General features: G+C 51.6%; 22 protein-coding genes, 2 tRNA genes and 1 pseudogene. 20 read left to right on the forward strand and 5 right to left on the reverse strand.

Annotated features, from left to right (window positions below; translation table 11 throughout):
- The first annotated feature begins 209 nt into the window (after positions 1-209).
- The 9 genes from HRU73_RS03510 to HRU73_RS03550 all read left to right on the forward strand — a co-directional run bounded on the left by HRU73_RS03510 (position 210) and on the right by HRU73_RS03550 (position 10,126).
- Entirely contained in the window at positions 210-1,073 is an 864-nt protein-coding gene (locus HRU73_RS03510; protein ID WP_287399480.1) for a carbon-nitrogen hydrolase family protein, read from the forward strand.
- 103 nt (positions 1,074-1,176) lie between these two features.
- A complete protein-coding gene (gene tldD / locus HRU73_RS03515; RefSeq protein ID WP_276679739.1) occupies positions 1,177-2,628 on the forward strand; it encodes a metalloprotease TldD in 1,452 nt (483 codons plus the stop codon).
- A gap of 316 nt (positions 2,629-2,944) precedes the next feature.
- Positions 2,945-4,648 (forward strand): acetolactate synthase 3 catalytic subunit, encoded by a 1,704-nt coding sequence (locus tag HRU73_RS03520; RefSeq protein WP_011111903.1) that lies wholly within the window; start codon positions 2,945-2,947, stop codon positions 4,646-4,648.
- 4 nt (positions 4,649-4,652) lie between these two features.
- Positions 4,653-5,144 carry an acetolactate synthase small subunit gene (gene ilvN / locus HRU73_RS03525; RefSeq protein WP_011111902.1) on the forward strand — a complete coding sequence of 164 codons (492 nt, stop codon included), beginning with the start codon at positions 4,653-4,655 and terminating at the stop codon, positions 5,142-5,144.
- A 96-nt stretch (positions 5,145-5,240) separates the two neighbouring features.
- The gene (gene ilvC / locus HRU73_RS03530) at positions 5,241-6,257 is read left to right on the forward strand and encodes a ketol-acid reductoisomerase (protein ID WP_011111901.1); all 1,017 of its coding nucleotides are present in this window, start codon (positions 5,241-5,243) and stop codon (positions 6,255-6,257) included.
- Positions 6,258-6,261: 4 nt separating this feature from the next.
- Positions 6,262-6,912: a phosphatidylserine decarboxylase gene (locus HRU73_RS03535; protein ID WP_276679743.1), complete on the forward strand. Its 651-nt coding sequence runs from the start codon at positions 6,262-6,264 to the stop codon at positions 6,910-6,912.
- Between the two features lie 29 nt (positions 6,913-6,941).
- Complete coding sequence (pssA, locus tag HRU73_RS03540) at positions 6,942-7,721, forward strand: CDP-diacylglycerol--serine O-phosphatidyltransferase (protein WP_287399483.1); 780 nt, start codon at positions 6,942-6,944, stop codon at positions 7,719-7,721.
- 238 nt (positions 7,722-7,959) lie between these two features.
- Positions 7,960-9,492 carry a 2-isopropylmalate synthase gene (locus HRU73_RS03545; RefSeq protein WP_287399484.1) on the forward strand — a complete coding sequence of 511 codons (1,533 nt, stop codon included), beginning with the start codon at positions 7,960-7,962 and terminating at the stop codon, positions 9,490-9,492.
- A gap of 172 nt (positions 9,493-9,664) precedes the next feature.
- Complete coding sequence (locus HRU73_RS03550) at positions 9,665-10,126, forward strand: TlpA family protein disulfide reductase (RefSeq protein ID WP_287399486.1); 462 nt, start codon at positions 9,665-9,667, stop codon at positions 10,124-10,126.
- A gap of 17 nt (positions 10,127-10,143) precedes the next feature.
- On the opposite strand, the gene HRU73_RS03555 is transcribed toward HRU73_RS03550, so the two are convergent.
- Positions 10,144-10,737 (reverse strand): lytic transglycosylase domain-containing protein, encoded by a 594-nt coding sequence (locus tag HRU73_RS03555; protein WP_011111896.1) that lies wholly within the window; start codon positions 10,735-10,737, stop codon positions 10,144-10,146.
- On the reverse strand, positions 10,725-12,431 hold the full coding sequence (locus tag HRU73_RS03560) for a proline--tRNA ligase (RefSeq protein WP_287399487.1): 1,707 nt from the start codon (positions 12,429-12,431) through the stop codon (positions 10,725-10,727). The genes HRU73_RS03555 and HRU73_RS03560 overlap by 13 nt, the downstream gene beginning before the upstream one ends.
- A 238-nt stretch (positions 12,432-12,669) precedes the next feature.
- Between HRU73_RS03560 and HRU73_RS03565 the strand changes: the two genes are divergently transcribed.
- From HRU73_RS03565 to HRU73_RS03590, 6 genes are all read left to right on the forward strand, one after another.
- On the forward strand, positions 12,670-13,233 hold the full coding sequence (locus HRU73_RS03565) for an RNA pyrophosphohydrolase (RefSeq protein ID WP_011111894.1): 564 nt from the start codon (positions 12,670-12,672) through the stop codon (positions 13,231-13,233).
- 103 nt (positions 13,234-13,336) lie between these two features.
- Positions 13,337-14,341: a cytochrome-c peroxidase gene (locus HRU73_RS03570; protein WP_276679761.1), complete on the forward strand. Its 1,005-nt coding sequence runs from the start codon at positions 13,337-13,339 to the stop codon at positions 14,339-14,341.
- 217 nt (positions 14,342-14,558) lie between these two features.
- On the forward strand, positions 14,559-15,857 hold the full coding sequence (locus HRU73_RS03575; RefSeq protein WP_281871571.1) for an ATP-binding protein: 1,299 nt from the start codon (positions 14,559-14,561) through the stop codon (positions 15,855-15,857).
- 24 nt (positions 15,858-15,881) lie between these two features.
- Entirely contained in the window at positions 15,882-16,415 is a 534-nt protein-coding gene (locus HRU73_RS03580; protein WP_011111891.1) for a response regulator transcription factor, read from the forward strand.
- Positions 16,416-16,628: 213 nt separating this feature from the next.
- Positions 16,629-16,705: transfer RNA gene (locus HRU73_RS03585), tRNA-Arg, on the forward strand.
- Between the two features lie 64 nt (positions 16,706-16,769).
- Positions 16,770-16,845: transfer RNA gene (locus HRU73_RS03590), tRNA-Phe, on the forward strand.
- A gap of 175 nt (positions 16,846-17,020) precedes the next feature.
- Here HRU73_RS03590 and HRU73_RS03595 read toward each other — a convergent pair.
- Positions 17,021-17,714 (reverse strand): annotated as a pseudogene (locus HRU73_RS03595) (IS5 family transposase).
- Positions 17,715-18,082: 368 nt separating this feature from the next.
- Here HRU73_RS03595 and HRU73_RS03600 point away from each other — a divergent pair.
- Positions 18,083-19,201, forward strand: coding sequence for a Fic family protein (locus HRU73_RS03600; RefSeq protein ID WP_287399489.1), 1,119 nt, complete (start codon positions 18,083-18,085; stop codon positions 19,199-19,201).
- A 22-nt stretch (positions 19,202-19,223) separates the two neighbouring features.
- Here HRU73_RS03600 and HRU73_RS03605 read toward each other — a convergent pair whose 3' ends face one another.
- Together HRU73_RS03605 and HRU73_RS03610 are read right to left on the reverse strand one after the other, a co-directional pair.
- Positions 19,224-19,676: a hypothetical protein gene (locus HRU73_RS03605; protein WP_287399491.1), complete on the reverse strand. Its 453-nt coding sequence runs from the start codon at positions 19,674-19,676 to the stop codon at positions 19,224-19,226.
- Between the two features lie 169 nt (positions 19,677-19,845).
- Positions 19,846-20,094 (reverse strand): XkdD/Y8K6 family phage-associated protein, encoded by a 249-nt coding sequence (locus HRU73_RS03610; RefSeq protein WP_502709305.1) that lies wholly within the window; start codon positions 20,092-20,094, stop codon positions 19,846-19,848.
- A 219-nt stretch (positions 20,095-20,313) separates the two neighbouring features.
- On the opposite strand from HRU73_RS03610, the gene cspE reads away from it, so the two are divergent.
- The 4 genes from cspE to HRU73_RS13380 all read left to right on the forward strand — a co-directional run bounded on the left by cspE (position 20,314) and on the right by HRU73_RS13380 (position 23,589).
- Positions 20,314-20,517 carry a transcription antiterminator/RNA stability regulator CspE gene (cspE, locus tag HRU73_RS03615; RefSeq protein ID WP_011111890.1) on the forward strand — a complete coding sequence of 68 codons (204 nt, stop codon included), beginning with the start codon at positions 20,314-20,316 and terminating at the stop codon, positions 20,515-20,517.
- Between the two features lie 680 nt (positions 20,518-21,197).
- On the forward strand, positions 21,198-21,446 hold the full coding sequence (locus HRU73_RS03620) for a helix-turn-helix transcriptional regulator (protein WP_287400024.1): 249 nt from the start codon (positions 21,198-21,200) through the stop codon (positions 21,444-21,446).
- A 1-nt stretch (position 21,447) separates the two neighbouring features.
- Entirely contained in the window at positions 21,448-22,737 is a 1,290-nt protein-coding gene (locus HRU73_RS03625; RefSeq protein ID WP_287399493.1) for a type II toxin-antitoxin system HipA family toxin, read from the forward strand.
- Between the two features lie 654 nt (positions 22,738-23,391).
- Positions 23,392-23,589, forward strand: coding sequence for a DUF2335 domain-containing protein (locus HRU73_RS13380; protein WP_353765087.1), 198 nt, complete (start codon positions 23,392-23,394; stop codon positions 23,587-23,589).
- Positions 23,590-23,782 lie beyond the last annotated feature (193 nt).

Here is a 23,782-nt window from a genome sequence, read left to right on the forward strand (position 1 = left end):
CAGGCCCTCCATGAGCTGCAACGATCCGCTGCGCAGTAAGTTTGTATTTCAACAGAGGTACCGGCCCGAAACAGGGGCCACATATAATAACGATAACGGGGGAATCGAGGTGGTACCCTGCGTTAAAATCAATCAAGAGGAAGGGGGGCTGAGTATGAACTGCTTGATATTGTCGCAGGCAGGAATCGGATACAGGGAGGGCGGGAATCATGTCTACTGACGTTGGTATCGATCAGGCTGCCCGCTCTAAAGCGAGTGATAATACCAGAGTAAGGGTGGCAGCCGTTCAGATGGCTTCCGGTCCCAGTGTAACTGCTAATCTTGAAGAGGCTTTCCGCCTGATTGAAGAGGCCGCCGCAAAACAGGCCAAGCTGGTAGTGTTGCCGGAATATTTCTGTATCATGGGAATGAAGGATACGGATAAGCTGGCAGTACGTGAAAATCCTGGTGAAGGGGAAATTCAGAATTTTCTGAGCGAAACCGCAAAGCGGTTTGGCATCTGGCTGGCGGGAGGGTCGGTACCACTGATTTCACCGGTATCGGACAAGGTATACAACAGTTGCCTGGTATACGATGAACATGGCCAGCAGGTGGCGCGTTACGATAAGATTCACCTGTTCGGGTTGTCGCTGGGTAACGAGAATTTCGCTGAAGAGAGAACGATCGACGCGGGTAATCGGGTGGTTGCGCTCGATTCCCCGTTTGGGCGGATGGGGTTGTCCATCTGCTATGATCTGCGTTTCCCCGAACTTTACCGTATGATGGGCAAGGTGGATGTCATTCTGGCACCGGCGGCGTTCACTGCCATTACCGGCAAGGCCCACTGGGAGACGCTGATTCGTGCGCGTGCGATCGAGAATCAGGCTTATCTGATCGCTCCGGCGCAAGGGGGATTCCATGTGAACGGGCGTGAAACCAATGGTGACAGCATGATCGTCGATCCATGGGGTGTGATTATCGACCGTCTTCCGCGTGGACCGGGGGTGGTGGTGGCGGAAATCGATCGAGCATATCAGTCAAGTGTGCGGGCGAGTCTGCCCGCACTGGAGCACCGTTGCCTGCTTGCCTGTTGAGAAAACCTGATTCGGCTTTTACGTTATTTCTATTTTTTGCGGACGAGCTGCTGCGAGGAACAGCAGCTCGTCCGTTGTGATTTTTTATGAACTTATTTCTGGAATGATGGATTCATTTACGATTGCCGATCAATACCTGCTGGCCCCTTATGAGTTGAACACAGGCAGGCTGCAGGATGTATTCGGGCACATCCTTACCCATCAGATTGATTATGCGGATATTTATTTTCAGTACAGCCGGTCGGAAGGCTGGGTGCTGGAAGAGGGTATCGTCAAATCAGGCAGCTTCAATATCGATCAGGGAGTCGGGGTACGGGCGATCAGCGGTGAAAAGACCGCTTTTGCCTATTCGGATGATATCAGCAGCCAGGCACTGATTTCTGCTGCCCGGGCAACGCGCGCAATTGCTGCCCAGGGCGGTGGAACACATGCCTCTATTACGGGATTATCAGGAAACGATGCCCGGCAGGCACTGTATTACTCTTCTCTGGACCCTATCGCGCTTTGTAAAGATGCTGACAAGATCGGTACGCTCGAACGGCTGGAAGGATTTGCGCGCACGCTGGATAAGCGGGTCATCCAGGTCATGGCATCGCTGGCTGGAGAATATGAGGTGGTCATGGTTGCGCGCAGCGATGGATTACTTGCTGCCGATGTGCGGCCATTGGTGCGCGTGTCGTTACAAGTCATCGTCGAAGAAAACGGCCGGCGGGAGCAAGGCGTTGCTGGAGGAGGCGGACGTTTTGATTATGCTTATTTTACCGATGCAATATTGCAGGATTATGCCCGTAAGGCAGTCCATCAGGCATTGACGAATCTTGCGTCGCAACCGGCTCCGGCAGGAAGCATGACTGTCGTGCTGGGTAGCGGGTGGCCGGGTATTTTGTTGCACGAAGCAATCGGTCATGGTCTTGAGGCAGATTTCAACCGGAAAGGGAGCTCGGCCTTTTCTGGCAGGATTGGTGAACGGGTGGCGGCACCGGGGGTGACAGTGGTCGATGATGGTACGATACGCGATCGTCGCGGGTCGTTGAACATCGATGATGAGGGCAATCCGACACAATGTACTACGTTGATCGAGGATGGCATCCTCAAGGGGTATCTGCAGGATAATCTGAATGCCCGGCTGATGAATCAGCGTGTTACCGGTAATGGCCGGCGTGAATCATTTGCCCATATCCCCATGCCGCGCATGACCAATACCTGTATGTTGAATGGTAATAAAGAACCGGAAGAGATCATCGCTTCTGTCAAGCAGGGTTTGTATGCCGCCAATTTCGGTGGAGGGCAGGTTGATATCACCAGTGGTAAATTCGTATTCTCGGCTGCGGAAGCCTATATGATTGAAAATGGTAAAATTACCTATCCGGTGAAAGGGGCTACTTTGATTGGTAATGGCCCGGATGTACTTACCCGCGTTTCCATGATTGGAAATGATCTGGCGCTGGACCCGGGGGTTGGTACCTGCGGCAAGGAAGGACAAAGTGTGCCGGTAGGTGTCGGACAACCGACTTTGCGGATAGACGGGTTGACGGTCGGGGGGACGAACGGATAGTTCCGCATGCTGAAACCATTAATATAGTTGTGGTATTACCGAGATATTTGCCGGAAGTCAATATATAATCCTGGTAATAGAGACAAAGGTTATCTGTTTCGTATCTTGCTCCCTTTGCTGTCGGTCAGGAAAAATCCGGGAGATACACTGTCCTCCGATCGTTTGGACAGGGGTCTCGCATTTTTTATTTGTGCGCACCGAATGCAAGGTGCTCCAAAGCGTTTTTATGGTTTTGTAATCGGAATCGATACAAAGCAAATATTGGTTTTAATGATGAGATGAAGAAAAATTATTTTGAGTCTGGGGATTCCCTGGTATGAGTACTGAACTGACAGGTGCCGAGATTACGATACGTTGTCTGCAGGAGGAGGGGGTAAGTCATATTTTTGGCTATCCCGGCGGTGCCGTATTGTTCCTGTATGATGAATTGTTCAAGCAGGATAAAGTCAAGCATATTCTGGTTCGCCATGAACAGGCTGCCCTCCATGCAGCGGATGGTTATGCGCGTTCCAGTAACAAGGTCGGTGTAGCACTGGTGACATCTGGCCCGGGGGTGACCAATGCCGTAACGGGTATTGCTACCGCTTACATGGATTCCATTCCAATGGTGATTATCAGTGGGCAGGTTCCCACGGCTGCCATTGGTCAGGATGCCTTCCAGGAAGTGGATACCGTGGGAATTACACGGCCCTGTGTCAAACACAACTTCCTGGTGAAGGATGTATCGGAGCTGGCGGTCACAATCAAAAAAGCTTTTTATATTGCTTCAACCGGTCGTCCAGGACCGGTATTGGTGGATATTCCCAAGGACGTCACCCAGCAGAAGGCGGAATTTCATTATCCTGCCAGTATCTCATTGCGTTCCTATTCACCGGTAATCAACGGGGATGCCCAGCAGCTCAGGAAAGCCGTCCAGATGATTCTGGAAGCCAAGCGTCCCATGGTCTATACCGGTGGCGGGGTGATTCTGGATGATGCTGCGGCAGAATTGACAGAACTCGTGCAGATGCTGAATTTTCCCTGTACCAGTACCCTCATGGGGCTGGGAGGATATCCGGCGACTGACCGGCAATTTGTCGGGATGCTGGGCATGCATGGTACCTACGAAGCCAATATGGCCATGCAATACTGCGATGTGCTGATCGCAGTCGGTGCTCGTTTTGATGATCGCGTCATCGGAAATCCCAAGCATTTCTACAGCGAAGAACGGAAAATCATCCATATCGACATCGATCCATCATCGATTTCCAAGCGGGTCAAGGTGGATGTTCCTATCGTCGGCAGTGTATCTGCGGTACTGAAAGAGTTGATCATGCTGCTGAGAGCCGGCAGGGAGACGACTGATGTCCATGCTTTGAACAAATGGTGGGAGCAGGTCGAGTTGTGGCGGGCACGTGATTGCCTGAAATATGACCGGTCGGCCAGCGTTATCAAGCCGCAGCTGGTGGTGGAAAAACTGTATGAAATAACCGGCGGAGACGCCTTCATTACTTCTGACGTCGGGCAGCATCAGATGTGGGCAGCCCAGTTTTACAAATTTGATAAACCGCGCCGCTGGGTTAATTCCGGTGGCCTGGGTACGATGGGATTCGGTCTGCCTTCTGCGATGGGGGTACAGATGGCCAACCCGGGCAGTACGGTGGCCTGTATTACCGGAGAGGCAAGTATCCAGATGTGCATTCAGGAGTTATCCACCTGTAAACAGTATCGCCTGCCCATCAAGATCATCAATTTGAACAACCGCTACATGGGGATGGTGCGTCAATGGCAGGAGTTTTTCCATGGCAACCGTTACGCTGAATCCTATATGGATGCATTACCCGATTTTGTCAAACTGGCAGAAAGTTACGGGCATGTCGGCATGCGGATCGATAAACCGGAAGATATCGATGGTGCATTGAGAGAAGCCTTCAAACTGGAAGAACAACTGGTATTCATGGATTTCATTACGGATCAGACCGAGAATGTTTTTCCTATGGTACCTGGTGGCAAAGGTTTGTCCGAAATGATTCTGGTATAACAGTATGCGACATATTATTTCTTTGTTAATGGAAAACGAGGCCGGTGCCCTGTCGCGGGTGGCAGGCCTGTTTTCTGCTCGTGGTTACAATATTGAATCTCTGTCTGTCGCGCCTACTGAAGATCCGACATTGTCCCGTATGACGCTGGTCACCAATGGGCCGGATGAAATCGTCGAACAGATCACCAAACAGCTCAACAAACTGATTGAAGTCGTCAAACTGATTGATTTGAGCAGTGAAGGTTATGTCGAGCGGGAGCTCATGCTGGTAAAAGTAAGGGCGGTGGGTAAGGATCGTGAGGAGATGAAGCGGCTTGCTGATATATTTCGAGGCAATATCATCGACGTTACCAACGAGCTCTACACAATCGAGCTTACGGGAACCCGGTCGAAACTGGATGGTTTTTTGCAGGCAGTAGATTGCAATCTGATTCTGGAAATAGCCAGAACAGGTGTTTCGGGTCTCAGCCGTGGAGAACGGGTTTTAAAGCTGTAATTTTTTTAGCGGAATCTGACAGCGGATTCTGATTTCATCGATAGGCCTCATCTGCCGATGTGGCTGCACCCCATTCAATACTCTGGAAGGAAAATAATGAAAGTCTATTACGATAAAGATGCGGATTTGTCCCTCATCAAGAAAAAGAAAGTAGCCATCATCGGCTACGGCTCGCAAGGTCATGCGCATGCCAATAATCTGAATGATTCGGGGGTCAAGGTTACCATCGGTCTGCGTAAGGGTGGTGCATCCTGGGATAAAGCAAAAAAAGCCGGTCTGACCGTGAAAGAAGTAGGCGCTGCTGTCAAGGATGCCGATGTAATCATGCTGCTGCTGCCGGATGAACAGATGGCATCGGTTTACCAGACCGAAGTCGAACCGGTTCTGAAGAAGAATGCCACGCTGGCTTTTGCACACGGTTTCAATGTTCATTACGGGCAGATCATTCCGCGTGAAGATCTGGATGTGATCATGGTCGCTCCCAAGGGGCCGGGCCATCTGGTACGTTCCACTTATACTCAGGGAGGAGGTGTTCCATCTCTGATTGCCGTTCATCAGGACAAATCCGGTAAGGCGCGTGATCTGGCACTTTCCTACGCGGCTGCGAATGGCGGTACACGTGGTGGTGTGATTGAAACCACATTCAAGGAAGAAACGGAAACCGATCTGTTCGGTGAACAGGTCGTGTTGTGCGGCGGTTTGACGTCACTGATCCAGGCCGGGTTCGAAACGCTGGTGGAAGCAGGCTATGCACCGGAAATGGCCTATTTTGAATGTCTGCATGAGGTCAAGCTGATCGTGGATCTGATCTACGAGGGAGGTATCGCCAACATGCGCTATTCCGTATCCAACAATGCGGAATATGGTGATGTATCGAGAGGACCCCGTATCATCACCGATGCGACCCGTAATGAAATGCGTAAAATCCTGCGCGAGATTCAAACGGGCGAATATGCACGCGAGTTTATCCTGGAAAACCGTGCCGGCGCACCCGTGCTCAAATCGAGCCGCCGCCTCGCTTCGGAGCATCCGATTGAAACAGTAGGCGCCAAACTGCGTGACATGATGCCGTGGATCAGCAAAAACAAACTGGTCGATCAGGCGAAGAACTGAGCGTATGTCGACTTCTTACTACCCTCATCCGATCATTGCACGTGAAGGATGGCCCTTCATCGCCGGTGCATTTGCTGTGGCGTTACTGGTGCAGTTTATGGCAGGCTGGTTATGGGCACTGCCATTCTGGCTGATTGCGCTGTTCGTTCTGCAGTTCTTTCGCGATCCTCCACGGGTGGTGCCGGCTCTTGCCGGGGCTGTACTTGCCCCGGCAGATGGGCGTATCGTTGCTGTGGATAAGGTGCAGGATCCTTATCTGCCGCGTGAAGCGCTGAAAGTCAGTGTTTTCATGAATGTTTTCAACGTGCACTCGAACCGCAGTCCGGTGGATGGTGAAATACGCAATCGATGGTACTTTCCCGGAAATTTTCTGAACGCAAGCCTGCCCAAAGCTTCGCTGGAGAATGAACGCAATGCTTTGTGGATCAGAACCGACGGAGGGCAGGATGTGACATGTGTGCAGATAGCCGGCCTCATCGCAAAGCGGATCGTCTGCCATGTTCATCCGGGGGAACATCTTGCCCGCGGACAGCGTTTCGGTTTCATTCGTTTCGGTTCACGTGTCGATGTCTATCTTCCGCTGGGAACGAAAGTCAATGTCGCAATTGGTGACAAGGTTTATGCCACTCAAACGGTATTGGCTGAATTTCACTGATTATCTCCGATCTATGCCCATGTCTGTTTATGCAGGAATCTGATCCAGAGCAATTGCCCGTCACAAGCCCGCGGTGGAGGAGACGGGGTATCTATCTGCTGCCCAATCTCTTCACGACTGCGGCGCTGTTTGCCGGTTTCTATGCGATTGTCCAGGCGATGAATGGTCATTATGAGCATTCTGCCATTGCCATTTTTGTGGCCATGGTATTTGATGGCCTGGATGGCCGGGTGGCACGCCTGACGCATACGCAAAGTGAATTCGGTGCAGAGTACGATAGCCTGTCTGATATGGTTTCGTTTGGTGTGGCTCCTGCATTGATCGTGTACGAATGGGCGTTGAGAGATCTGGGGAAACTGGGCTGGATCGCTGCATTCATCTATTGTGCTTGTGCGGCGTTGCGCCTTGCCCGTTTCAATGTAACGGTCGAAGTCGTCGACAAGAAATATTTTCAAGGCTTGCCCAGTCCGGCTGCGGCTGCTCTGATCGCTGGAATGATCTGGGTAGTACTGGGTTTCCAGGTAGATGTTGCCGATATCACATGGCTGGCGTGGGCCATGACACTGTTTGCCGGCTTGACCATGGTGACCAATATCCCTTACTACAGCGGTAAAGAATTCAATTTGCACAAGAAAGTTTCGTTTTTTGTGGTTTTGCTGCTGCTTCTGTTCTTTTTCGTTCTGATTCCGAGTCATCCGCCGCTGGTGTTGTTCGGGGTATTTCTGACTTATGCGTTATCCGGATATGGCATGAAGATCTGGCGGCTGTACAAGAACAGAAAACGTAACGAAATCCGTAAAGAAACTTGAACATCTGCTGTTGCGAAATGAAGGTAAACGTTTTATATTTGCCGGCATGATGCAATTTACTGAAATTACTCTCGCCTTTCATCCTTTCCGCCTGACAGTCTGGCTGTATCTGACTGGCCGACTGCTGCGCCTTGCGCGCTAATTATTTCAATCATTTCTTAATCTGTTTTGAAGTATGTGGGCTGGTACACCGCCAGCCGGTTGTCCGTTTTAGCCAGAATAATAGTGGAGTGGAACAATGAAAGAGCATTTGGTTATTTTTGATACGACTTTGCGTGACGGGGAACAGAGTCCCGGCGCATCCATGACCATGGAAGAAAAGGTACGCATCGCCAGGCAGTTGGAGCGTATGGGTGTGGATGTTATAGAAGCGGGTTTCCCGGCTGCTTCGAGAGGTGATTTTGAAGCGGTCCGGGCAGTGGCAGAGGCAGTAAGCAACAGTACGGTGTGTGGTCTTGCCCGTGCGATGGAGGCTGACATCGATCGCACCGGGGAAGCCTTGCAGGTCAATCAGAATGTGCGCATTCATACCTTCATCGCGACATCTCCGATCCATATGAAGAACAAGCTGCGCATGTCGCCCGATCAGGTCATCGATCAGGCGATCAAGGCAGTAAAGTGGGCACGTCAGTACACTGATAACGTCGAATTTTCCCCTGAAGATGCCGGGCGATCCGAGATCGATTTTCTGTGCCGAGTGCTGGAAGCAGTGATCAATGCAGGTGCACGGACACTGAATATTCCGGATACGGTGGGATATACCATGCCGGATCAGTTTGGTGGTCTGATCCGTACGCTGCGAGAGCGCATTCCGAATTCTGACAAGGCTATATTCTCGGTTCACTGCCATAACGATCTCGGTTTGGCAGTGGCTAACTCACTGTCCGCGGTCATGAATGGTGCACGCCAGGTGGAATGTACCATCAATGGTCTGGGGGAGCGGGCCGGTAATGCTGCACTTGAAGAAATCGTGATGGCCGTGCGTACACGGCAGGATTATTTTCCATGCGATACACGTATCGATACAACGCAGATCGTACCCGCCAGCAAGCTGGTTTCAGGGATTACCGGGTTTCCGGTGCAGCCCAACAAGGCAATTGTCGGTGCCAATGCCTTTGCCCATGAATCAGGTATTCATCAGGATGGAGTACTCAAGCACCGTGAAACCTATGAAATCATGCGTGCAGAAGATGTGGGCTGGGGAGCAAACAAATTGCTGTTGGGTAAACATTCTGGCCGGAATGCGTTTCGCAGTCGTTTGAAAGAACTGGGAATCGGTTTGGAATCAGAAGAGAAACTGAATGCCATATTCTTGCGCTTCAAGGATCTTGCAGACAAGAAGCATGAAATCTTCGATGAGGATCTGCATGCGCTGGTCTCGGATGAGGCACAGATTCCCGAGGAGCACTATCGCCTGCTTTCACTGCATGCAGTCAGTGAAACCGGAGAAATACCCTCGGCCCAGGTCGTCATTGCCGTGGGAGGCAGTGAAAAACAGGCAGTATCCGAAGGGAGTGGCCCGGTAGATGCAACATTTCGCGCGATCGAGAAAATACTGGACAGTAAAGTAGAGCTGCAATTGTTTTCCGTGAACAATATCACCAGCGGGACGGATGCGCAGGGTGAAGTAACTGTTCGCCTGCAGAAAGCCGGGCGGATCGTCAATGGTCATGGAGCAGATACCGATATTATTGCGGCTTCCGCCAAAGCCTATCTGAGTGCCTGCAATAAATTGCACTCCAGTCTGGAACGAACCCATCCCCAGATTTAGTTGAGGATAGGAGCCACTGAAAATTACTGACTGCCAGAATTGATTGCATGAAAATAACCAGAGCAGATCATGATTGCGGTACAGATATGGTTCTTGTAGCGCGGTTTTCCGGAAAAGATTACAACCGGTCTTGCGGGATGAACTGCTCTGGTCAATGCTGTCGGAATAGTCGATGAAACGGTGGTTTACAATTTTCCTGCTTGTGCTGGTCGGGTATCTGCCTGTTTTCGAGGCGGGAGCCTATGGTTTCCGCTTCGAGGACAGTTCAGGTAAAACGCATACTTTGTCGGGCTATAAGGGGAAATGGGTATTGGTCAATTTCTGGGCAACGTGGTGTCCACCCTGCCTGAGAGAAATTCCTGATTTGTCCGAGTTGTCCCGGGAAAGAAACGACATCGTCATCATCGGGATTGCGATGGAGTATGACGATGCTCGAGATGTCATGAAATTTGTGGAGAAGATGACGATTCCCTATGCGATCGTGCTGGGTGACAGAACTGCAGCAGCACAACTTGGAGATGAGCTTTCGATGTTACCGAGTACCTATCTGTTTGATCCAGACGGAAAGCCTGCAGCACGTAAAATCGGGCTGATTACCCGCGCTGAAATCGAAGCTTTCATCAACACTCACTAGACGATATATGAATCTGGCTATTGTGAAGCCGTGGAGTAAGTCCAGTGGCGGTGCCAGGCGTTGAATACCAGATTGGGGTAGCCAGCCTTGCCCAGGCTGCCGTTATATCTTCCCAGTGCCCTGAAATAATCCCCCTGTTCCAGATCGAGATAGTGGCGAAGGATGGTGCAACCGTAACGCAGGTTGACGCGCAGATGAAACAGATTGTGTTCCGGATTGCCGATCGTATCTACCCAGAACGGCATGACCTGCATATACCCGCGTGCTCCGGCAGAAGAGACCGCGTATTTTCTGAAATTACTTTCGACTTGGATGATGCTGAGCACCAGTTCGGGATCGAGCCCGGCGCGAGTAGCTTCATAGTGAACGGTGATCAGAAATGCCCTGCGTTCCTCGATGTCAGATATCCGTTTTTCCAGGCGTTTCGTCATGCTGTCTAACCAGTCTTTTGCTTCAGGCCCGGGGAGGGTGACGAGCATGGGCACTGCCTGGTCGCTGATGGTGCGATGCAATACGGTACGGGTACTGGCCGATAAGGGCTCATATACCTGTGCTCCGGCCATCGCTGCACCGGGTATCAGAAATAACAGAGAATATATCAATCGCCACATATTTTACTGATGATGGAAGCTGCCTCCGACAGTGAGAGCATTTGAGGTGTTTTGTCCAGTCGCCCCTGATATTCCACCATACCCTCCTGCAGATTCCGTTCACCGATCACGATACGATGCGGGATTCCAATTAGTTCCTGATCTGCAAACATGACGCCGGGTCTCTCCTCGCGGTCGTCCAGCAATACCTCGATACCTGCTGAACGACAGGCCTGATAAAGTTTTTCGGCTTCAGTCCGGACTTGCTGACTTTTATGATAACCGACCGGAATGATCGACAACTGGAACGGGGCGATCGTTTGTGGAAATATAATGCCTCGTTCATCATAGTTTTGCTCAATGGCTGCAGCGACGATACGTGAAACACCAATGCCATAGCAGCCCATTTCCATAATTCGGGTTTGTCCGGACTCATCCAGATAGGTAGCCTTCATTTTTTCCGAATATTTGGTGCGCAACTGAAAAACATGGCCGACTTCGATACCCCGGCAGATTTCAAGTACGCCCTTGCCATCGGGTGAAGGATCGCCTGCCACTATGTTGCGAATATCGAATACCTGGTCCGGCAACGGCAGATCACGCCCGAAATTGACATGACTCAGATGAAAGCCTTCCTCGTTTGCACCACAGGTGAAATCGCTCATTTCCAGAACGGCCCGGTCAGCGATGATTTCTGCTTTTACACCCACCGGTCCGAGGTACCCCGGCGGACAATCCATCTCGGCAATGATCCTGCTTTCTTCAGCAAACTCGAAATCACCCAGAAACGGGATTTTTCTGACTTTGGTTTCGTTGAGCTGATGATCGCCCCGCAGCAATAGTAAGTAAAATTTGCCTCCTGCGGTTACAGCCAGCGCTTTGAGTGTCTGTTCAACCGGAATACCCAGAAAGTCAGCCACATCCTGGCAGGATTTGCGATCGGGGGTGGCGATTTTCGCCATGATTCCTGCCGGCTCCTTGCGTGGAATACCATGAGGCACGGCTTCGGCAAGTTCGATATTGGCGGCATAATCGGAAACAGGGCAGAAGGCGATGGCATCTTCACCGGAATCGGCCAGAACGTGAAATTCATGCGATCCGCTGCCGCCTATTGCGCCGGTATCAGCAGCGACTGCACGGAACTTCAGGCCGATCCGGGTAAAAATTCTGCTGTACGTTTCCTGCATGAGACGATAGGTCTGCTCCAGACTATCCACATCGGCATGAAAGGAATAAGCATCCTTCATGATGAATTCCCGCGCGCGCATCACGCCAAATCGCGGACGGATTTCATCACGAAACTTAGTCTGAATCTGGTAGAAATTGATGGGCAGCTGCCGGTAGCTTTTGATTTCACGGCGTGCGATATCGACGATGACTTCTTCATGCGTCGGGCCAAAGCAGAAGTCGTGTTTGTGTCGATCCTGAATTTTCAGCATTTGCGGGCCGAATACATCCCACCGACCTGTTTCCTGCCAGAGCTCAGCCGGATGAACGGCAGGCATCAGAAGCTCCAGTGCGCCACTGTTATTCATTTCCTCGCGGATGATATGCTCGATCTTGTGTAGAATTCTCAGACCCAGCGGCATCCAGGTATACAATCCGCTGCCCAGACGCTTGATCAGCCCGGCTCGCAGCATCAGCCGGTGACTGATCAGCTCGGCTTCAGCAGGAGCTTCTTTGAGTGTCGCAAGGAAGAATTGAGAAACACGCATGATGGGATTCCATTATCATTGTAGGTAATCAGGAATTTTACCTTGAAATCGTCGTAATCCGGCGTGCTTCAGCGTATTTCGACAGGAATTGGCCGCTGTTCCGGGAGTCAAAGCAGGGTAATCGTGAAAATTGCGGTGATTTGTGGTGCCGCCAGGTTCTGCACTATAAATCGTTATCGAAATATGGAAGAATTACCGGCAGTTCAAGCAGATTAAGTTAAATTGATGGGCGAATCGGATGATAGACCGTAATGGATATAGAGCAAATGTCGGTATTATTCTCCTGAATTCACAAAACCAGGTTTTCTGGGGAAAGCGTGCCCGGCAAGATTCATGGCAGTTTCCGCAGGGTGGGATAAAGTCGGGAGAAACACCCACTGAGGCCATGTATCGGGAGTTGGCGGAAGAAACAGGTCTGCAACCCGTACACGTGGAAATTCTGGGGCGGACGAGGGAGTGGCTGCGTTACGACGTACCCGCCTGCTGGACTCGCCGGGACTGGCGCAAAAACTACCGGGGACAGAAACAGATCTGGTTTTTGCTGCGTCTGTTGGGGAGAGACAGTGATGTATCACTCGAAACCTGCGCACATCCCGAATTCGATGCCTGGCGCTGGAATCAGTACTGGGTCGAGCTGGAATCCGTAGTTGAGTTCAAGCGGCAGGTTTATCGCCAGGCGCTGACAGAGCTTTCGCGATTGCTGGATCATGAAGCCGGCCTGGGTAATGACCGGGCTTATCGGGAACCACTGGAGCCGGTTGAAAAAAACAGAAAGAAATCTTCTGATACCAGGCAGAGCTGATTCTGGTTTTTGCCCGAAGTTTTGAGTCAGATGGAGGAATTCAAGGCGTAAGCGGCTGCGCCATGTCAGCCGTTACAATTATTCAAATCACAAGGAGAGTGCAATGATCAAGCGTACACTGACTGTTTCGCTGCTGTCATTAAGTCTGGGGGCGATGTTTGCGTCTGCCGGTGTAATGGCTGCCAATGAACCGATACAACCGATTAAGGCGGTGACTCCGGAGAATGCCGATATGGCAGAACTGGGGAAAATGCTGTTTTTTGACCCCAGACTTTCCAAATCGGGGTTCATTTCCTGCAATTCCTGTCATAACCTGAGCATGGGCGGAACCGATAATATTACCACCTCGATCGGGCACAAATGGCAGCAAGGCCCGATCAATGCTCCGACTGTACTGAATTCCAGCATGAATCTGGCGCAATTCTGGGATGGCAGAGCCAAAGACCTGAAAGAACAGGCTGCCGGCCCGATTGCCAACCCGAAGGAAATGGCCTCTACCCATGAGATAGCAGAAAAAGTGGTCGCTTCCATGCCTCAATATCGTGAGCGATTCAAGAAAGTCTTTGGTTCCGATGAAGTGACGATCGATCGCATCACCACCGCAATTGCCCAATTTGAAGAAACGCTGGTGACACCGGGTTCAAAATTCGACAAATGGCTGGAAGGCGATAAAAACGCACTGAATCAGGATGAGCTGGAAGGCTACAACCTGTTCAAGGGCAGCGGCTGCGTGCAATGTCATAATGGACCAGCTGTGGGTGGAAGTTCTTATCAGAAAATGGGTGTTTTTAAACCCTATGAGACCAAAAACCCGGCTGTGGGGCGGATGGATGTGACCGGCAATGAAGCTGATCGTAATGTATTCAAAGTGCCAACTTTGAGAAACATCGAGCTGACCTACCCCTATTTTCATGATGGAGGGGCCGCAACGCTGGAACAGGCAGTGGAGACCATGGGAAGAATCCAACTGAACCGTGAGTTCAACAAGGATGAAGTTTCCAAAATCGTTGCTTTCCTGAAAACCCTGACCGGCGATCAGCCTGACTTCAAGTTGCCGATTCTGCCACCTTCCAATAACGATACACCACGTTCTCAGCCGTATGAGTGATGTTGCCAGGAGAATTCCTGTTTCTGGCAGGTTTTCCTGAAATGTCCGGCCGCGCTCCATCATGGAGGAGCGGCCGGATGCCTGCATGATGTAAAGACGGCGTACCAGAGGTTTACAGAGGCCGGCATGGCTGAAACAGGTAACTTCGTATTCCGGGCCGTATCTGATCTTCGTGACACGGAGACAAAACAGACGAATGGAGTAAAAGAACGGATCGATGGGCATTCTCAATATCCTGAACCAGTCTCCTTCCGCTAAGAATCTGCAGCGCTTGTTCCTGCTCAGAATCATCGCTATCATTTCCCAGATCATCATTTTCTGGACAGTTTACAGCATCATCGAACTCGAACTGCCTTGGACAGCGATTATCGTGACGATTTCCCTGCTCGCGGTTCTGAACTTTCTTACCTGGATTCGTCTGCGCTATTCCTGGCCGGTGACCAATCCTGAATTTTTTACCCAGTTGCTGATCGATGTCGCCGGATTGACCGCATTACTGTATTTCAGCGGCGGTTCAACCAATCCTTTCATCTCGCTTTATCTGCTTCCGCTTACCATTGCAGCGACTGTGCTGCCTTGGCATTACACCTGGACCATGGCGGCCATTACCATTTCCTGTTACACCCTTCTGTTGTTCAAGTTCATTCCGCTTCCGCATGATCATCTCGATGACCACAGCCGCCATATGTTCGAATTTAACCTGCATATCTCGGGAATGTGGCTGACATTTGTGCTGAGTACCTTACTCATCACCTCGTTCGTCGTCAAAATGAATGCCTCGATCCGGGATCGTGACAAGGAACTGTCCAGATCGCGTGAGCAGGCATTGCAGAACGAACAGATCATTGCCTTGGGAACGTTGGCTGCTGGTGCGGCGCATGAACTGGGTACGCCGTTATCGACCATGGCCATCATCACCGGTGAGCTGCAGCAGGAACTGCCCGGGAATACTGAATTTCAGAACAATATCCGCATTTTGCGTAACCAGATTTCCCTGTGCAAACAGACGCTGACCCATCTGCTGGCCGATGCCGGGCAGGCCAGAGTAGAAGAGGGAAACAGTCAGCCTGTCGATATTTTTCTGCAGCAGGTGATCGACAAATGGCAACTGATCCGCCCCTCGATCAGATTTACCAGTCAGAGTGAAGGAGTGCAGCCGGTGCCAATCATCATGAATACCCGTTTGCTGAGCCAATCCATCCTGAATCTGCTGAATAACGCAGCTGATGCCTCGACCCGGCAAGTGACCGTCATCAGCCGCTGGGATGAAAAACAATTGCATCTCGAAATACTCGACGACGGACCGGGACTGGATGCGGAAGCCGCTGAACACGCGGGAGAGCCATTTTTTACCAGCAAAGGGCCGGGGCAGGGCTTTGGTATCGGATTATTTCTTGCCAACACTAATATCGAGCGTTTCGGCGGAAGTGTGCGCTTATTCAATCGTCCGGAAGGCGGGGCATGCACTCATGTCACCCTGCCGGTTTTGCACGGAACGACCAGTACTTCACTATAAAGGAGAATGCCTGTGAATAATTCCATGGATCGCCCCAGTCTGCTGATTGTAGATGATGATGAAACTTTCTGTGAAGTGCTGGCAAGAGCGATGGTAAAGCGCGGGTTTGACACCACCTGCATGCATGACATCAAAACTGCGCTCGAGCAGGCGGAAGTACTGATGCCCGAATACGCCATCATCGACCTCAAGCTGGGAAATGAATCCGGTTTATTACTGGTCGAGAAAATAAGGGAACTGGATCCCGGAACCCGTATCATCGTGCTGACCGGTTATGCCAGCATTGCAACGGCAGTTGAAGCCATCAAGCTGGGGGCCACCCACTACCTGGCAAAACCGGTGGATGCGGATGACATCATGGCGGCATTCGAGCGCACGAGTGGAGATACCGAAACCCCTATCAGCCCTCATCCGCTTTCAGTGGAACGACTGGAATGGGAATACATTCACCGTATCCTCATGGAAAACGACAATAATGTCTCTGTTACGGCCAAGGTGTTGAATATGCACCGCAGAACGTTGCAGCGCAAACTTTCGAAGAAGCCGGCACAGTTGTAACTGATTTCGGGTGTTCTGTTGTTCAATGCAGCCATATAAGTACCCTGCAGAAGGCCGCTGATCCCGGAGAAACCGCCGGATTCTTGACAAAAACACCTGAATGTAACATCATGCACAGCTCCCCGGATACACCGGGCGCCATTTCCTGGAATGGTTGTGGAATGAAATAATAAACCGGGAGATGGATGATCTCCCGTATGAAGAAGATGAGATGCGCCCGTAGCTCAGTTGGATAGAGTACTTGGCTACGAACCAAGGGGTCGTGGGTTCGAATCCTGCCGGGCGCGCCAGAAGAACGGATATTGTTTTGTATTTCAAAACGATATCAATCTGATAAGTCATTGTTTACTTAAAGGCCAAGTAGCTCAGTCGGTAGAGCAGAGGACTGAAAATCCTTGTGTCGGTGGTTCGATTCCGCCCTTGGCCACCAAAATTCAGCGCCCAACTGTTCTCAGTTGGGCGTTTTCATTTGTGCTTCCCGCATGACACGTGGGGTTCCCGCACATTCTGCGTGTGCGACCGGGGTCCTATGGCCTGGCAGGAACATCCCCGGTTGCCTTCCGTTCCGCCCTCTCTTCTCTCGAAATCGGCGCTATATAGTGTAGTCACAAGATATCAGCCCAGAGGGCGATACATCTAATTTGCACGGCAGCAAGGAAAGAAGAGGTGTTTTTGGCGTATCTTGTAGCGATGCCACGCCATCTTTTGAGATGAAGAAAAGCATTTTCGACGAGATGCCTCAGCTTATACAGTTCTTTATCGTAAGGTCTTTGTATTTTTCGATTCTTTTTTGGCGGGATAACAGCTTCCATTCCCTGTTTTTCCGCCTGTTCAACAATGGCATTACTGTCATAGCCACGATCTGCCAGCAGATGATCTGCATCAATCCCTTCGATCAGGCGGCCAGCCTGCGTGCAATCAGCAGTGGTACCTTGTGTAACAAGGATTCTGACCGGCATACCATGCGCATCCACGGCCAGATGTATCTTGGTGTTGAGCCCCCTTTTGTCCGATTCATATCCTGATTACCTCCTCTGGCTCCACTGGCGTGTGGATGAACTTTACAGTGACTGGCATCCATTATCAGCCATTCATAATCTGGATCATCAATCAGGATTTCCATCAATTTTTCCCAGATACCTTTGTCACGCCAGCGAATGAAACGGCGATGAGTATTGCTCCAACCCCCGTAGTCCGGCGGCAAGTCCCTCCCCATGCCCCTTCTCGGCCTGGTAAATGCCCCTCAAGTAGCGACTATATCCTATCTGAAATATCATGCCTGCGATGTGAATGTGTCATGCGAGTCCCTTTAATTTCTTAAAAGGATCTCATATTTCTTATCTCATGACTACACTATCTAGGAGACAAAACGGAACATCAAGTCGCCGCTGACCCGACTGCTTCGAAATTGTGTCGCCAGCGCCGACACAATTTCCACCGGTCAGTCGGCGAGTGGCGAATCTCCAGCCGGTGGTTGGAGAATTGCCTCCTTTCGACCTGTGCAACCGGTGGTTGCACAGGTCGACCGGCTTCTATGCCCTCTGCGTTTCAGGCTAAGACCGCCGCCGTTCTTTGGGCCACCCGATGCGGAGATTGGCGGCATTATTCACCGCGCTAGATGCGGTGAATGGCTTGCACATGCGGCGAATTGGGTGTTTAATCGCCGCATGAACTACGGAGAAAACCGCTACATCTGGCAGGCCGACGACTGGCCGAACTGGCGCTACGACCTGTCCGCGCTGACGTGGCCCTTGACCGAGGTCAACCGTGCCCAAGGCCTGCTGCTGGGCCGTCTGGCCGATGTGGGGTTGGCGTTGCGCGATCAGGCCAGCCTCGCCGCACTGACCGAGGATGTGGTCAAGACCAGCGAAATCGAAGGCGAAGTGCTCAACGTCGAATCGGTGCGCTCGTCCATCGCCCGGCGTCTGGGCGTGGACATTGGCGCAGTCGCACCAGTGGATCGGCACGTCGAAGGTGTCGTGGAGATGGTGTTGGATGCCACCTCGCGCGCATCTTCTCCGCTGACCGCCGAACGCCTGTTCGGCTGGCATGCGGCGTTGTTTCCGACCGGGTATTCGGGCATGAACAAGATCGCCATCGGCCAATGGCGCGACGACAGCGACGGGCCGATGCAGGTGGTGTCCGGCCCGGTGGGACGGCGCAAGATTCACTACCAAGCACCACCCGCCGACGCGCTGCCTGCCGAGACGGCGAAGTTCCTCGCATGGGCGAACGAAGAATCCGACGAGCCGATGCTCATCAAGGCGGGGCTTGCGCACCTGTGGTTCGTCACGCTGCACCCGTTCGACGACGGCAACGGGCGCATCGCGCGCGCCGTAGGCGACCTGTTCCTCGCCCGCGCCGATGGCAGTCCGCAACGCTTCTACAGCCTGTCGGCGCAAATCCAGCGGGATCGCAAGGACTACTACGATGTGCTGGAGCGCACGCAGAAAGGCACGCTCGACGTGACCGACTGGCTGTCGTGGTTCCTCGGCACGCTGGCTCGCGCCATCGCCAGCGCACAGACCACGCTGGACGCCGTGCTGGTCAAGGCGCGCTTCTGGCAACGCTGGGCAGGCACGCCGCTGAACGAACGGCAGGTGAAATTACTGAACCGCCTGCTCGACGGCTTCGAGGGAAAGCTCACCAGCAGCAAATGGGCGGCCATTGCCAAGTGCTCGCCCGACACCGCGCTGCGCGACATCACGCAGTTGCTGGAGTTGGGCGTGCTGAAGAAGTCGCCGGGCGGCGGGCGCAGCACCGGCTACGAGCTGGCAGGCTCGTAGGCCGGTGACGTGAATACAGTGATCAGGCGGGCAGCGATGCCAAGGCCTGCTGCAACGATCTGCGTTGGCTGGCGGGGTCGGCCTTCGCGTCGATGCCCTGATCTTGGGCGTCCTGCACCCACCGCTTGGCCCATGCCATGACCTCGTCGCGGTCGAAGCGGATGAGTTTCTGAACCCGGCGATGCGGGATGCCCAACGCTTCCCGCATCTGCTTCTGCGTGAAGATGTAGAGCGGCAGTCCCGTCACATACGCGATCTCGCGCGGTTCCATCATCTTCGAGCCGCTCGGAAGGACGACGTCGGATGCTTGCTCCCACGTCGATGCCCGGAGGGCTTTGGACTCGAAGTCGAAGACTTCGTCGATGGGGTACAGCGCGTGGCCAGCTCGTTTTCGTTCATCATCATCTTCTGCATGGTTGACTCCGTCAGTGGTTGAAGGCAACGCATTCAGGCGTGACGTTGGCGATGAAGCCAAGGCCTCGGCGGGCCTTCCATGCCGTTTCAGCGCAATGCGAACATCAGCGGTTCACGCATATGTCCCCGACCCAGTCTGCTGATGCCCACTTCTATGGGGACGTATCGGCATGAGTGAAGATAGTCGGTTCCATTTGCTGCTAAAATCCACCACCATTTAAATCAGCCACTTATTCGATAAATCGGGTAAGTGGTTTTTCCGCAAACTCTGATTTCATTATTCTTCCAGTCGCTTTCGCAAGTGCTTCTCTTGCTTTTACCATCGTTTCCGTATGCTCGATCAATCCCTCTTCATCATTTTGGGCGAGTGGGCTAATGATTTCATGGAGAGCCTCATACAAATCAGGTGCTGCGGCAGAAATTATCCGATTAGGCGGTGGCCTGGACAAGGTGAACGAGCAGATCAGGGGGGCAGGCAATTATCCGAAATTACCGGATGGTTGTGAATGGTGATTTGAGATAACCAAGATTTTTACTTCCTCGACTTCCAGTTCTATTCAGAGTATAAGTAATCATCACAACGAATTTGTTTCAAAGTTTTTGCAGTCATTGGCGTTCCTGTTGGTATTCCATGTGCAATCTTAGATTCAAATAGCTCTACGGAAGCTTTTCCGTTTTATTGACACAGGAGTATTCACATGACGACAGGTACAGTTAAATGGTTTAATGATGCAAAAGGTTTTGGGTTTATTACCCCTGACGATGGGAGTGAAGATCTATTCGCGCATTTTTCTGCAATCAATATGAATGGGTTTAAGACGCTTAGAGAAGGTCAGAAAGTTTCTTTTGATGTAACACAAGGTCAAAAGGGCAAACAAGCATCCAATATTCAAGCTCCTTGATTAAGGCTTGATTTGATAAAAGCCCAGCCCTTAAAAAGCTGGGCTTTTTTGCTGTTCACCTGCATTACCAACCTTCCCATTCCTGTCTTGGGTAGATGCAACTCAGGGTTTCCTCTACTTCAATCCACCCCGTAACCAGTAGCTTCTCAAGATTTATCAAAGTTTCCCAAACGGCCGTTATGATTTCCTCTGCCATAAAAGTATGTATTTCATAACGTAGATAAAGGTGGTAAAAACCCTTCATTGTTAATGATAACAATTCTTGATAGTGGGTAATATATTCGTGTGAGGCGACTCACGATCTCTCTTTAGTTATTCTATTCCCAAATCAAAAATGACACGAAGGCGAGCCGCAGACAGTAAATAATACGGCTAGGCGAAGCCGACAAAGTTAGTTTTGATTTAGAAATGGAATTAGTAGTTATTGGCCCCTGCTGTCCCCCTGGTGGCAGGGGTTTTCTTTTTCAAAACTCATCGAAAAAATATTTCCGCAATAGTTCCAACCTGTATGCATCCTTCCGCATTTGTCCTCATTGCTCCTCGCAGTCACTGGAACTTCCCGATCGGGAAGTTTTTGGTTTCTAAGCACACGATTGCTTGAAAATTCCCGATCGGGAAATATTACTTGCCTCCTTTTTCAAACTGATCGATAATTTCCCGAACGGGAAACAAGGCCAGTGATGAGTTCCATACGAACCACAGAACAACTCGGTGACGCACTGCGTGCTGCACGCAAACAGTTGGGCTTAACACAGCCCCAGTTGGCTTTGGCGGCAGGGGTTGGTGTGCGCTTCATCGTCGACCTTGAAGCAGGCAAGCCCACTCTGCGTTTGGAAAACGTGCTGCGCGTGATCGACGCGTTGGGTGGAGTGCTCCAAATCACTGGCTTGCCATCCTCAGACTCCGAAAATCACCCTGAGGGCAACTAGCATGGCGCGTGAGCTGGAAGTCTGGCTGTTCGCCGAGCAGATTGGAACCCTGGCCCTGATCGAGGGTAGGTTGAATTTCCGTTACAGCCCGGATTGGCTCTCACGCCCAGATGCAGTGACCCTCTCCAGCTCACTGCATCTGCAAGCAGAATCATTCGACGATCACCACACGCGGCCCTTCTTTGCGGGACTTTTGCCAGAGGGGCAACTCCGGCGCCTCATTGCACAGCAATTTCAGGTGTCGAGCCAGAATGATTTTGCGTTGCTCGATCACATCGGTGGGGAGTGTGCCGGGGCTGTTACCTTGCTGGAGCCAGGGCAGTCGTTGTCCAGTCCTGAGCAAAGCGACGACGTTCAGTGGCTGAACGAGGAAGAGGTTGTTGCCATTCTCGATGAACTGCCACATCGGCCGATGTTGGCCGGCAAGAATGGCGTGCGGCTCTCACTAGCGGGCACTCAAGACAAACTGCCGGTGGTGTCCGATGGCGCCCGGATCGGTCTGCCGAGAAATGGATCGCCCAGCTCACATATCTTGAAGCCCGCCATCCGTACCCTGATGGACACGATCACCAACGAAGGCTTCTGTCTGGCGTTGGCCGAAGCCATGCAGCTCAAGCCAGCGAAGTCACAGGTGCATTCCGTGTTGGGGCGACAGTTCCTGCTGATCGAGCGTTACGATCGGGTGGTCGATGCACAAGGCCAGCGGCAGCGCCTGCACCAAGAGGACTTTTGCCAGGCGCTGGGCGTGGTGCCGGAAATGAAGTACCAGAACGAAGGTGGCCCGGATTTGGCGCAATGTTTCGATCTGGTTCGGCGCATCACGCGGCCCAGCGCACCACAGATCCTGCGCTTGTTCGACTACGTGATCTTCAACGCGCTGATCGGCAATCATGACGCGCACGCCAAGAATTTCTCACTGCTGTATGCGGGTAAGTCTGCCATCTTGGCGCCGTTCTACGACGTGCTGTCGACGGCGATCTATCCGACTCTGACGCCCAAGATGGCGATGAAAATCGGCAGCAAGTACAAGTTCAGCGAAGTACAGGCACGGCACTGGGACCAGTTTTCTGAAGCTGTTGGCCTTGGCAAGGCGCAGGCCAGAAAGCGGATTTTGGCCTTGGCAAAGTCAATGCTGCCGATGGCACGTGAGCTTCAATCCAGCCATGAGCATGGCTTTGCTGGCCATGCCGTGGTTGAGCAAATTGTGATCTTGATCGAGCAACGCTGTGCCCTGACAGTACGAAGGCTCAGTGCGCCCGCTGCTGACATGGAGGATGAGACTGTCTTATAGCAACCGGCCACGAGAGCTTAGGCACAAAATTGGTTTAAAACCTGAATAATAACGATGTTCTTACCTTCTCGGATCAGAACTCTGGATAGAGTTATTAGCCTAAGGAACCTCTGAAAAACTACCTGCGTTGCTATTTCTGCGTTAAAAGTCGGCATCAAAATGCTCATTTATTATGTATAAACTCCGCTTTTTACTCGGCGCCAGCGCCTCGCCCTACGGGCCAGCCTTACGGCTGTTCGCTACGCTTTGCTCGCGTCACCGATTTTTGCCTTGAACTGACTACCTCGCTGACGGTTTTCAGAGGTTCCCTAACCGTTGTTGATATGTTAGAGCTGAAACATGAAAAGAGTGACAAGAAATATCTTATACGGGGTCGGGAGTCTGGTGGATATCATGCCATCAGATACGTTCCGAAAATCAGCCGCACGTCAGCATGCAGCAAATGACGTTGCTTCACATTTCGTTCGCGTGGGAATGGCATTGAAGGATGCCTGCAACAAATTCGAGAATGATGCCCAAGTCTCATCCATCCAAAAATAATAGAAGTACATCTGCTCACTCCAGCAATAATAGAAACGAAAATAATGTCTCTACTAGAGTTTCTGCCGAAATTCAGTCAGCTACGTTTTTAGGTCCGATACCGCCCCGGCTATCTTGGAAGGGTATGAAAAAATAGTACCTGGTGCTGCTGAAAGGATATTAATCATGGCAGAGTCGAGTATGAAACATCAGCAGCAGTATGATAAAGCACTGCTTGAGGCATCAAAAAAACAGGCAGCACGAGGTCAAATTCCTGGTTTTTTAATAGAGGGCTCTCCGCAATCAGTGCATCCGTATTCTCCGCGTTTATAGCGGTACTCTGTTTTGGCAGGAATACTGGGAGGAACGACTGTTGTATCACTTGTTGTGGCTTTTGTTGTCGGAAGAATGGTCAAAAACGGGGAAATATAGTTATTTGAGTTGTAGTAGTTCAGATTTGATCTGACAGCAGGTCTTGCCAAGAGGTGGGATTACCCGGTTTGATAGAGGTGCGAATCTTTATCAA

This window comes from Nitrosomonas sp. H1_AOB3 (assembly GCF_015709435.1).
Classification (GTDB): domain Bacteria; phylum Pseudomonadota; class Gammaproteobacteria; order Burkholderiales; family Nitrosomonadaceae; genus Nitrosomonas; species Nitrosomonas europaea.

What these genes read in the sequence shown, in the direction of transcription:
- HRU73_RS03510 (WP_287399480.1), top strand. Translation starts at nt 210, where the DNA reads ATGTCTACTGACGTTGGTATCGATCAGGCTGCCCGCTCTAAAGCGAGT.
- tldD (WP_276679739.1), top strand. Translation starts at nt 1,177, where the DNA reads ATGATGGATTCATTTACGATTGCCGATCAATACCTGCTGGCCCCTTAT.
- HRU73_RS03520 (WP_011111903.1), top strand. Translation starts at nt 2,945, where the DNA reads ATGAGTACTGAACTGACAGGTGCCGAGATTACGATACGTTGTCTGCAG.
- ilvN (WP_011111902.1), top strand. Translation starts at nt 4,653, where the DNA reads ATGCGACATATTATTTCTTTGTTAATGGAAAACGAGGCCGGTGCCCTG.
- ilvC (WP_011111901.1), top strand. Translation starts at nt 5,241, where the DNA reads ATGAAAGTCTATTACGATAAAGATGCGGATTTGTCCCTCATCAAGAAA.
- HRU73_RS03535 (WP_276679743.1), top strand. Translation starts at nt 6,262, where the DNA reads ATGTCGACTTCTTACTACCCTCATCCGATCATTGCACGTGAAGGATGG.
- pssA (WP_287399483.1), top strand. Translation starts at nt 6,942, where the DNA reads ATGCAGGAATCTGATCCAGAGCAATTGCCCGTCACAAGCCCGCGGTGG.
- HRU73_RS03545 (WP_287399484.1), top strand. Translation starts at nt 7,960, where the DNA reads ATGAAAGAGCATTTGGTTATTTTTGATACGACTTTGCGTGACGGGGAA.
- HRU73_RS03550 (WP_287399486.1), top strand. Translation starts at nt 9,665, where the DNA reads ATGAAACGGTGGTTTACAATTTTCCTGCTTGTGCTGGTCGGGTATCTG.
- HRU73_RS03555 (WP_011111896.1), bottom strand. Translation starts at nt 10,737, where the DNA reads ATGTGGCGATTGATATATTCTCTGTTATTTCTGATACCCGGTGCAGCG.
- HRU73_RS03560 (WP_287399487.1), bottom strand. Translation starts at nt 12,431, where the DNA reads ATGCGTGTTTCTCAATTCTTCCTTGCGACACTCAAAGAAGCTCCTGCT.
- HRU73_RS03565 (WP_011111894.1), top strand. Translation starts at nt 12,670, where the DNA reads ATGATAGACCGTAATGGATATAGAGCAAATGTCGGTATTATTCTCCTG.
- HRU73_RS03570 (WP_276679761.1), top strand. Translation starts at nt 13,337, where the DNA reads ATGATCAAGCGTACACTGACTGTTTCGCTGCTGTCATTAAGTCTGGGG.
- HRU73_RS03575 (WP_281871571.1), top strand. Translation starts at nt 14,559, where the DNA reads ATGGGCATTCTCAATATCCTGAACCAGTCTCCTTCCGCTAAGAATCTG.
- HRU73_RS03580 (WP_011111891.1), top strand. Translation starts at nt 15,882, where the DNA reads ATGGATCGCCCCAGTCTGCTGATTGTAGATGATGATGAAACTTTCTGT.
- HRU73_RS03600 (WP_287399489.1), top strand. Translation starts at nt 18,083, where the DNA reads ATGAACTACGGAGAAAACCGCTACATCTGGCAGGCCGACGACTGGCCG.
- cspE (WP_011111890.1), top strand. Translation starts at nt 20,314, where the DNA reads ATGACGACAGGTACAGTTAAATGGTTTAATGATGCAAAAGGTTTTGGG.
- HRU73_RS03620 (WP_287400024.1), top strand. Translation starts at nt 21,198, where the DNA reads ATGAGTTCCATACGAACCACAGAACAACTCGGTGACGCACTGCGTGCT.
- HRU73_RS03625 (WP_287399493.1), top strand. Translation starts at nt 21,448, where the DNA reads ATGGCGCGTGAGCTGGAAGTCTGGCTGTTCGCCGAGCAGATTGGAACC.